We start from the raw sequence: 9448 nt of genomic DNA on the forward strand, positions 1-9448 counted from the left end.
ATGGGCCAGAGCGAACGGGTCCTTCTCGGGAACCGCACCTTCGACTGGAACGAATCGGTAAGTCCCGTTCTCGCGAATTACGTGGCCGCCCGCTGGGGTGCTGAAGTGCGAACCAATAACCACGGTCGAAGTATCTGCAAACCTGTCGAGGAAACCTTGGCGCGTGGCGTTCGAAGCTTCGAGGCTGTACTCGTGGTCCCCTGACCAGTCATAACGCGCAACCTGGTACGGTCCCGACATCATGTCGCCGGTGATGACCGCGCTCTCCCCCTGGGACTGAACCAGAATCGACGTGTGACCAATCGTGTGACCGACTGTGGGAACCAGTCGAATCTCGGGGGTGAGAGATGCGTTGGCGTCAACCAGTGTGACGAGGCCAGCATCAATAATGGGCTGGACCGAGTCGTCCCATGTGGCGACGGCATCGGCTTCAGTGGAGCCAGCCGCGCGCAGTCTCGGCACTTCCTGCTGCCAATACTCGAACTCTTCCTTCACGAAGTAATAGCGCGCGTTCTTGAAGGTGGGGACCCACTTACCGTCAACCTTGTGGGTATTCCACCCAACGTGGTCGATATGAATGTGGCTAGCAAAAACACCGTCTACCTCGTCAACATTCCAAAAAGAAGTGAGCTTCTTGAAGTAGTCGGTCTGCAGGTTGTTGAAGTACGGGAAAACACGTTCGCGGTCATTACCGACTCCGGGATCGATCACGAACTTGTGAGTGGGAGTCTCGATCAGAAAAGTCTGAAGCGTGAGGTCCCACTTGCCATCGTGAATGTAAGTTGGCTTGAGCCAGTCAATTGCGTTGACGCCTTCCATTGTCGCTGTTGGAAGGTAGTCGTTGACGTACGAGACGACGTCGAATTCTGCGTTCATCTCCTCGATCTTCGAGATCGTTGTCTCGCCGACTTTCCACTGCTCCGTTGCCATGTAATCCTCACGTTCGTTCGTGCCAGTATCGGGTTTTGAGTCAAAGTACATGCTCTTGTAGAGCACTTCCGAGGTCCATTTCACAACCACCGACGTTCCGCCGACATCGGCATAAATGCCGCCGACAACAACCGTGTGTGTCAACGGTCTGGCCACTCACGGGGGTTCGGAAGCTACTTGCTTTCGAAAGTCAACTTCCTCTCGTCGACTGCAGCAGAGGTTCTCGCGGAGAGTCGCTCCGCGGGTTCGGGTTCTGCTCTTATCGCCTCGGTTCATCCAAAAATTTAGAACGGAAGCAGGGCACCGAACGGATCTGACTGAAATTGTCGACCTGTTTGACCTAAATTCACGAACTGGAGTTTCCCAGTAGGACGTCGCTAAGATGGCCATTCCCAAGGCCCCTGGAATCGCTCACGGTATTCTTCGTTCTGTGTGGTGCTGTGGTGCTGTGGTGCCAAGCCGAGGGCAACGCTTAGAGCTCGGAACGCGAGACTTCGTCAGGTACAACAGAACGTATGGATATCGCTGAACGCATCTCACGATTGGCCATGCTGCAACGCGTCCGCGTGGGTACCGCCGAGCGTCTGACAAGCGGAGCGATCGCGGGTGGATCGCGGGTTGTTCCACCGGCGGTGTACTCGGACAGGCCTTCCCAGATCTGCTTCGACCGTGCGAGGTCCATCAAGGTCGTTCGTGCAGCCTGTGGCGCGAGCATGTATGAGGTCGAGCTCGCAGCCCTCTTTGTAGACTGGGGAAATTGGCCCGCCCACATCGCCGGAGTGGATGAAGCCTTTGATCCGAAATTGAACACTCGGCGAGCGGACCCGACAGAGCAACCCCAGCGAATGTACCAGCGCGTCTATCCGTCGTATTCCTCTAAAGTCTGGGAAACAATGAGCTCGTGAGCGTTGTCGTCGTCAAGCTCATAAAGCCCCGCGACGGCGGTGCCCGCTCCGCTCGTTGCCTCGACGGTGCGCACAAGTTCATGCGCGTTGCGATCGACCGCTAGGACGTTCCACCCGGACACCAACCAGTTCGCAGCTCGTCTCACGTCCGATTCCAGACGCTGCGCCCGTCACTATCGCCACGTCGCGCGCGTCGTTCAGCTCGTTCGCGGTGCTGATTCGGGCATGAGACTTCCATGTCTACGCGTGTCTTCTGCGTGCCCTTCACAAAACGAGCGGTTACTCGGCGGCCGATAGCTTCTGCAAAGCGGCGTTTCCGAAGCCCACAGCGTTCTGGTGGTTGTACATCACGAACCTGTGGCTGAGAAGCATCTGCAGGTCACGAACGTAACGCTGCATGCGCTCATCCTGCCGAGAGATCTTGCTCGTTCCGATCGTGCTTACCAACTGCTCTTGAACTGTGCCCCAGACGCCCTTGGCTGCCACGATTGCCATCGCAACAAGCTGGTTGTCCCACTCGGGGTTGTATCCGCCCTCGCGAACGTTCTGTGCGCCAAATCCCATGAGGAGTTCGCCGCCGCGCACCACGACAGCCTCCATTGAAACGAGAACCGAGAGGGCGGTGCCGAGGTGCATCTGGTATTCTTCGAGGTCGCCAAGCATGGGCGGGGGCTCCGGGGTGAACGACATGCCCGGCTTCGACTTGATGATGCGCGCATACTCATCGGTTGCTGCTAGTCCCGCACCGACACCAACGCAGGACATAAGCAGTGAGGTGATCGAAAGCAAGGGGAGCGCAAACATCGGGTTACCGTGCAGTTCGTATCCGACCGACCCTCCCTGGATTGGCGGCACGAAGAACGGAGATTGAAGGACGAGGTGATCGGGAATGACGCTGTCGATCTCGAGAGTATTCGAGCCCGTACCCTTCAAACCCAGAACGTCGTCCCAGTCGTTGAGAATTGTGTAACCCGATCGCGGAACCAGGATGGTTAGCTGATTGCCGTCGGTATCGAAAGCACCGCCGAGGTAGTGGGTGCTGTATCGCGAACCTGACGCGTAGGGGTACGAACCTCGAATGCGGTAACCACCGTCGACCTTCTCGGCCGGGACTGAACTGATGGTCGATGTCGAGGCGATCAGGCAGGTTTCAGCCGCAAAGAGCTCGGTTTGTGTCTCTTTCGAGAAATGCATTGCTGCGATGAGCTGGTGAGATACACCGAACGCATAACTCCATGCGGTGGAGGGACAGCCACGAGCGAGTTCGATGACGACCCTGTGGAACGAGCCGAGGTCCATTTCAAAGCCACCGAAAGTCCGGGGCTGGAGCAGTCGGTAGAAGCCCGCCTCCAGGAGCTCCTGGTGAGTCTCTTCAGGGTAATAGCCGAGCTGTTCTGTCTCGGCCTGTCGTGCCAAGAGTTGGGGGCGAAGCTCGATGGCTTTCTTAATGAAGTGCGCTGCCGGATCTGACAGTTCCGACGGCGCGGGTGTCGAGGTTGTGAGTGACATTCGGATTTCCTTTAAGGAGAGTGTGATCGATGCTGTGTTACGTGGAGAGAAAGTGAACGAGTGACGGCCTAGTCGGTTCGTGTAATCTCCGATCGAGATCTACCCTGCGCGGCGGCCTTGCGGTGTTCTTAGGTCGCTCTGCTCCATGGGGGAGCTTCGGATTGCGGGAGGGCGTCACCCGCAATCCGAACCAGCGAGGTCCAGACTGGGGCGAACTGAACGAATTCACGCCAGCCTGGTCTCTACTAGTTCTCTTGCGTCTTGCGCTGCGCGATGGCATCACTCAGGAGGTCTGCCTGGCGGATGATACGACCGGCCAGGTAGAACTTTCCGGGAACCTTATCGAGCCTTGTAAAGGAAGCTACATAGGTTGTTTTGCCGTCTTCTTCGGTGAAGTCAACGGTACACACAGGCTGGTCGGCGACATCCTCGTTGGGGCTTCCCCACGTGAAGACGAGGCGTTCCGGGGCAAATACCTCAAGGTAGGTCCCGTTTGTCGGGAACTTCTCGCCGTTATCGCTCTCCCAGACGTAGTCGTAGGTTTGCCCGGTGACGGGAACATACGACACTCCCTCGCGGCCGAGCGCAGGGCGCAACCAACGCTCAATTTCACTCGGGTCGTTGTACGCTGCCCAAATGAACTCGCGTGGAGCGTCGAACGTCCGTGTGATGGTCAGCTCGACCTGATCTGCTGCGGTTCCAGTTGTTTCAGTCATCAAATTCTCCTTCGAATTGTCTGTTCTAAAGCGAGCGATTGCTGCGCTCAGATTTCGTGTGCAAGGGCCGAATCGGTCGTCGCGCGGTTCACTCTCGGAAGAACCATCCGCCGTTCGCCGACCACACCTGGCCTGACACGTAGGAGGAATCTTCGGAGAGCAAGAATGCGACGACACCTGCAAGGTCCGCTGGCTCGGCGAGCTTGGGAACCTTCAGGAACAGTTTCGAGTACTCGATCAAGCCTGCGGTGTCGGAGGAAAGGAACTTCTCGGTCATGACAATTCCGGGAGCTACGGCGTTGCAGCGGATACCTTTCGCACCCCAGGTCGCTGAGATGTGGCGAGTTAGCGCACCGATTGCGGCTTTTGATGCGCAGTAGGCGGGCGATGAATCGGTGGTGTTCGTCGCGCCGCCGGAGCTGGTGTTGACGATCACGCCGCCGCCCTGTTCGAGAAGGTGGGGGATGACAGCCTTGCAGCTCAGCGCGTAGCCGATGAGGTTCACCTCGAAGGTGCGCTTCCACACAGCGGCATCCATTTCGAGAAGGTTAGGGTCGCTTCCGAAGGTAGCGTCGGATAGGTCAGCTCCGACGTTGAACAATCCATCCAGCCCGCCGAGTTCACCGATCGATTTCTCGACGAGGTTATTGATCGAGCTTTCATCTGCGAAATCGAACTGAATTGGAACAGCTGTTCCGCCGTTGTCGGTAATGCGCTGAGCCGTTGCTCGCGCCCCATCGGCGTTGATGTCCCCGATCGCTACCGAGACGCCCTCCGCCGCAAGCCGCTCTGCTGTTGCAGCACCAATTCCTGTTGCGCCTCCCGCAACGATGATCTTCTTACCTGCGAGTCCTCGCATGCTCATGCTCCTTTGCTAGTGCGCGGCTTGTGTGCCTGTGATCAAACACTCACTGGGCCTTCGAAAGCTACTTGCGTTCGAAAGCCGTTTTCTGGTCGGCTGTGGCGGAGGTTCTCGCGGAGAGTCGCGCACGCGTACTCCCGTGCTGCTCTTTTCGCCTCGGTTCCCGTCGAGAAAATCTAAAACGGGAGCAGGCCACAGAACGGATCTGACGCAAATGGACGAGTTGCTTGACTGAAATTGTCGAACGGAGTATTTCATCGCTCTCTCATTTCGGACGAACATTCCGCCAGACCGTCGGCATCTCACCTCAGAGCCTTCGCTCGACTGTTGACAGGGAACAGACGTGGCCTGAACAAGACCATCAGGCCCGAACGTGCCCGGGTGATCCGCGATGACGGCTGAGATCCTAGGGCGGCTTGCCGTTCGTGGCCGGCCCCGCACCACCGGGGCGTTCACCTGCAACAGGTGCTCACGGGCGGCCGGTAAGTCTGATTCGATCAGGTGGGCGACGTAAAAGCGGTGCAGCGAGTGGATGTCCAGGCCGGGGAGAGGCTCAGGTCCTCGCAGTGCCGGTTGAACCTTCGGTTCAGCGCCGTCTCCGAAACGAGGGTGCCCCGTTCGGAGGGGAACAGGTCCAGGCCGACGGTCATGTGCGGGTGGCCGTGTTCTAGACAGTCGGCAACGATTTCTGTGGACCAGTCGAACACGGTCAGGACGCTGCGGCGCTTAGGTGATGAACTCTTCATGGCCTTCCCGTAGCGGACCCGGAGGACCCCGTACTGCCGAATTTCCGGGCGTGCGGGTTCCGGGCAAAATCGATAGTCCGCAGGTGCCTGACCTCGTTGTGGCTGCGATCCTGCTTGCATTCTCATCTTTGACTTCGGCTGAGCGCTTACGAGCGACGCCAGATGCGACTACCGTCGGTTCGCGTAAGGAGTCTCGTGTCAGCGCCACCTTCATGTATAGCCAAACGACTGCCCCGTCCCCTGTTACATCAACACAGCCTCGCATCTCGCTGGCGTCACTTTCGACAACGTACAGATACCAACCAACCTTCACCACCACAGCTGCGGCGACTCGGTAGGCTATCTTGGGCTTCAGTGTTGGGCGGCAATCTTCCGCAGCAGCTCTTCGAGCAGGAGTGTTTCTCCGGGCGTGAGGTTCTTCTCGACATCGCCGAGCGTGGCTCTAAGTGCGATCGCATGTTCCGCTGCGGGCGCGGACGCGTTTGCGGCTGCTCTGTTTACCGGCTCGGTTGCGACCGCTTCGATCATGGCTTCCCGCACCGCCTCTGAGAGACCGCTTACCCCGAAGGGACCTTGCGCGAGGATTGTGAGGACCACTCCGACACTTGCCGCTTGGATCATGGCTGCGGCCTTTTCAACATCAATACGCAGCCGACCGGCTCTAGCGACGGCGCCCACGAGGCCGCGGAGGATGTCGGCGGCCTGGTCCGCGGACCTGAGGCCCCGCCCTGCGTCAGGTTCGCCGTACATCAGCACGTACAACGCGGGATTCTCGCACCCGAATGCGACGTGCAGATCCCATCCTGCCCGCAGATCTTCGACTGGATCCTCCGTTCGAGGATGGGCAGCCTTTGACTCGATATAGACCCGAAACCCCTCGGTAACCACGGCATCCAAAAGCCGCGCCTTGTCCCCGTACTGCCTATAGATCGTCTGCGGCTGGACACCCGCTGCCGCGCTAACGGACCGCGTCGACACCGCTTCCCGTCCCCCCTCACGGAGAAGGACCGCTGCCGCTTCCAAGATGCGGACACGGGGAGACCGATTGTCCTCTGACTCAAGCACAAACCAATGGTAACGCAATCGCGTTACCGTTGTTGCGTTACCAGCGATCTCATGATTTAGTTAACACCGATCCGCCCGAACGGTCGAGCGGCAAGTCACCCCCTTAACACAACTAGAAAGCAGCACCATGAAAACGCAATCCATCGCCCTCATCACCGGCGGAAACCGCGGCCTGGGCCGCGCGGCAGCACTTGCCCTCGCCGACGCCGGCACCGACGTCGTGATCACCTACCGATCGAACCACGAAGAAGCCGACGCCGTCGTTGCCGAGATCACCGCCCGCGGACGCCGCGCCGTGGCACTGAAGCTGGACACCACCCAGTACGACACCTTCCCGGCATTCGCCACCGAACTTGCAACCGCGCTCACCGAGATCTGGGACAGGGACTCCTTTGACTTCCTCGTCAACAACGCCGGCGTCGCCGCATGGACTACAGTCGGCCAGACGACCATCAACGACTTCGACACCATGGTCGGCGTTCACTTCAAGGGCGTCGTATTCCTCACCCAGGAACTGCTCCCGCAGCTCGCCGACGGGGGCCGCATCCTTAACGTCTCGACCGGGCTGAACCGCTTCGTCGGCACCGGGTTCAGCATCTACGCCTCCGTCAAGGCGGCCATCGACACCTACACCCGGTACCTCGCCAAAGAACTCGGCGAACGCGGTATAACCGTCAACTCGATCGCACCCGGCCCGATCGCAACCGACTTCGGCGACGGCATCGTCCGCGATAACGAGAACATCAACACCTTCTGGGCCTCCCAAACCGCACTGGGGCGCGTCGGCTTGCCCGATGACATTGGCGGAGCCATCGCAACCCTATTGGCGCCTGGCGCCAGCTGGATCACCGGTCAGCGCATCGAAGCCTCAGGCGGCACCCTGCTCTAACCCCAACCCCAGCAAGAAATCAACACCGCCTATGCACCCACAGCGCATGGGCCGCGTACTTCTTCCCGCACTCCGCGGCCATTGGACAGAACTTCATGACAGCTATATGTCGGAACCTACGGTTGACGGAAGGTGAAACGCATCGACAGCGGCGAAAATTCACTCCGCCCGTAAACTCCGAGGCCAAGAAAAGTCACCCGGTGAGATGGCCACCCCCGGCATCGGGACTGTCTGAATAACGGTGTGTGGGGTCCGGCCTGATCCGAAAGGAGACGGCCGTGTCAGAGTCCACGACCGAGATGACAGGGGTGATGGTCGATCCTGTGACGGGAGAGATCATCGATCAGAAGGAGCTTGCGGAGCGGTTGCTCGCGCAGGCCAAGGAGCAGGGCGTGAGCCTGGTAGGCCCGGGCGGGCTGCTGAACCAACTCACCAGGAACGTGCTCGAGACCGCGCTGGAAGCCGAGCTGACAGAGCACCTCGGGCACGAGCACGGCCAGACACCGGTCGCAGCCAACATGCGCAACGGCACCAGGTCAAAGACCGTGCTGACCGAGATCGGTCCGGTCGAGATTGAGGTGCCCCGGGATCGGGACGGCTCGTTCGAACCAGTGATCGTGCCCAAGCGGAAACGGCGTCTGGACGGGATCGATCAGATCGTGCTCTCCCTGTCTGCCCGGGGGCTGACCACCGGGGAAATCGCCGCGCACTTCGAGGAGGTCTACGGGGCCAGAGTCTCTAAAGACACCATCAGCCGCATCACGGAGAAAGTCGCCGGGGAACTGGCCGAATGGTCGGCCCGGCCTTTGGATCCGCTCTATCCGGTGCTGTTCGTTGATGCGGTCGTGGTCAAGGTCCGTGACGGGCAGGTGCGCAACACCCCGTTCTACGTCGTCATGGGCGTCACCGTGAACGGGGAGCGGGAGATTCTGGGCATCTGGGCCGGCGATGGTGGCGAGGGTGCCCGGTTCTGGCTGCAGGTCTTCTCCGAGCTGAAGAACCGGGGCGTGGAAGATGTGTTGATCGCCGTCTGCGACGGGCTCAAGGGCCTGCCGGAGGCGATCACCACCACCTGGGAGCGGACGGTCGTGCAGCAATGCATCGTGCACCTGATCCGCAACAGCTTCCGCTACGCCGGACGCCAGCACCGCGACGGCATCGTCAAGGCGCTCAAGCCCGTCTACACGGCCCCGTCCGAGCAAGCGGCGAAGGACCGGTTCGCCGAGTTCACTGCCGAATGGGGCCAGCGGTATCCGGCCATCGTCCGGCTCTGGGAATCCTCCTGGGCCGAGTTCGTGCCCTTCCTGGAGTACGACGTGGAGATCCGACGGGTCATCTGCACGACGAACGCGATCGAGTCGATCAACGCCCGCTACCGAAGGGCGGTGAGGGCCCGCGGGCACTTTCCGAACGAGACCGCTGCCCTGAAATGCCTGTACCTGGTCACCAGATCTCTTGATCCAACCGGCGGCGGGCGGGCACGCTGGGTGATGAGGTGGAAACCTGCACTAAACGCGTTCGCGATTACCTTCGCGGGCCGGTTCGAAAGAACCACTCAATAATGAAAACCGGCCGGACCCCACACACCGTTTATCGGACAGTTCCCCGGCATCCCCTTAGCCACCCTTTACAAGTGGTTTTCGGGTTGTTTCGACTAAGCGAGTCGTGCCACGGAGTGGCCGGTTGGAGATCCTCGTAAGCTACCGCGTCGGCGGTTGCGCGGTGTGTGGTTCGAAGCGGACGAACATGGCTTTGAAGCCGGGGGTGTTGGATTCGCGGGCGACGTTTTCCTTGTGGACCAGGGCGTTGGCTTCGGGGAAGTACGC

General features: G+C 59.8%; 8 protein-coding genes. 2 read left to right on the forward strand and 6 right to left on the reverse strand.

The window, feature by feature from the left end:
* From P2Q66_RS04270 to P2Q66_RS04295, 6 genes are all read right to left on the reverse strand, one after another.
* Positions 1-1086: MBL fold metallo-hydrolase (locus P2Q66_RS04270; protein WP_275725876.1), on the reverse strand; the 1086-nt coding region annotated here is incomplete at its 3' end.
* Positions 1087-2114: 1028 nt separating this feature from the next.
* Positions 2115-3344 (reverse strand): acyl-CoA dehydrogenase family protein, encoded by a 1230-nt coding sequence (locus tag P2Q66_RS04275; protein WP_275725879.1) that lies wholly within the window; start codon positions 3342-3344, stop codon positions 2115-2117.
* 245 nt (positions 3345-3589) lie between these two features.
* Positions 3590-4060 (reverse strand): SRPBCC domain-containing protein, encoded by a 471-nt coding sequence (locus P2Q66_RS04280; protein ID WP_275725881.1) that lies wholly within the window; start codon positions 4058-4060, stop codon positions 3590-3592.
* An 88-nt stretch (positions 4061-4148) separates the two neighbouring features.
* Positions 4149-4919, reverse strand: coding sequence for an SDR family NAD(P)-dependent oxidoreductase (locus P2Q66_RS04285; protein ID WP_275725883.1), 771 nt, complete (start codon positions 4917-4919; stop codon positions 4149-4151).
* A 500-nt stretch (positions 4920-5419) separates the two neighbouring features.
* On the reverse strand, positions 5420-5668 hold the full coding sequence (locus P2Q66_RS04290) for a hypothetical protein (protein WP_275725886.1): 249 nt from the start codon (positions 5666-5668) through the stop codon (positions 5420-5422).
* A 351-nt stretch (positions 5669-6019) separates the two neighbouring features.
* Positions 6020-6733, reverse strand: a complete 714-nt coding sequence (locus P2Q66_RS04295; RefSeq protein WP_275725887.1) for a TetR/AcrR family transcriptional regulator — start codon at positions 6731-6733, stop codon at positions 6020-6022.
* A gap of 127 nt (positions 6734-6860) precedes the next feature.
* Between P2Q66_RS04295 and P2Q66_RS04300 the strand changes: the two genes are divergently transcribed.
* Positions 6861-7622, forward strand: a complete 762-nt coding sequence (locus P2Q66_RS04300) for an SDR family oxidoreductase (RefSeq protein WP_275725889.1) — start codon at positions 6861-6863, stop codon at positions 7620-7622.
* A 311-nt stretch (positions 7623-7933) separates the two neighbouring features.
* The gene (locus P2Q66_RS04305) at positions 7934-9184 is read left to right on the forward strand and encodes an IS256 family transposase (protein WP_275725891.1); all 1251 of its coding nucleotides are present in this window, start codon (positions 7934-7936) and stop codon (positions 9182-9184) included.
* Positions 9185-9448: the final 264 nt, after the last annotated feature.

Origin of the sequence: Arthrobacter sp. Cr_A7, from assembly GCF_029222765.1 — a bacterium.
GTDB lineage: Bacteria > Actinomycetota > Actinomycetes > Actinomycetales > Micrococcaceae > Arthrobacter.

Bases quoted from the DNA above. Each gene is read 5' to 3' on its own strand.
- P2Q66_RS04275 (WP_275725879.1), bottom strand. From the start codon at position 3,344: ATGTCACTCACAACCTCGACACCCGCGCCGTCGGAACTGTCAGATCCG.
- P2Q66_RS04300 (WP_275725889.1), top strand. From the start codon at position 6,861: ATGAAAACGCAATCCATCGCCCTCATCACCGGCGGAAACCGCGGCCTG.
- P2Q66_RS04280 (WP_275725881.1), bottom strand. From the start codon at position 4,060: ATGACTGAAACAACTGGAACCGCAGCAGATCAGGTCGAGCTGACCATC.
- P2Q66_RS04305 (WP_275725891.1), top strand. From the start codon at position 7,934: ATGGTCGATCCTGTGACGGGAGAGATCATCGATCAGAAGGAGCTTGCG.
- P2Q66_RS04290 (WP_275725886.1), bottom strand. From the start codon at position 5,668: ATGAAGAGTTCATCACCTAAGCGCCGCAGCGTCCTGACCGTGTTCGAC.
- P2Q66_RS04285 (WP_275725883.1), bottom strand. From the start codon at position 4,919: ATGCGAGGACTCGCAGGTAAGAAGATCATCGTTGCGGGAGGCGCAACA.